We start from the raw sequence: 219 nt of genomic DNA, 5'->3' as shown, positions 1-219 counted from the left end.
TCCGCGGCCCGATCAATACCCCGCATCCATAGGGGGCGAAAATCTTATGCCCGGAGAAGGCCAAAAAATCGATGTGCTGGGGATGAGCGTGGGGCTTCATATCAAAACTGTGATGGGGAATCAATTGCGCGCCGTCGACCAGTATCCTGGCTCTGAAGCCATGGGCCAGCTCCGCAATCTGATGGACTTTATTGATATGTCCGGTCACATTGGAGGCCC

1 protein-coding gene is annotated in these 219 nt (G+C 54.8%); it reads right to left on the bottom strand.

Features of this window, described 5'->3' with window-relative positions:
- A partial coding sequence (locus B2633_RS09730) for an aminotransferase class V-fold PLP-dependent enzyme (protein WP_483170465.1) occupies positions 1–219 on the bottom strand: 219 nt, incomplete at both ends.

Source organism: Syntrophomonas sp. UBA1041 (assembly GCF_002316705.1).
In the GTDB taxonomy this organism is placed as follows: Bacteria; Bacillota; Syntrophomonadia; order Syntrophomonadales; family Syntrophomonadaceae; genus DTU019.
The sequence above is the reverse complement of the archived record's forward strand: the minus strand, read 5'-3'. Positions and strand labels throughout refer to the sequence as shown.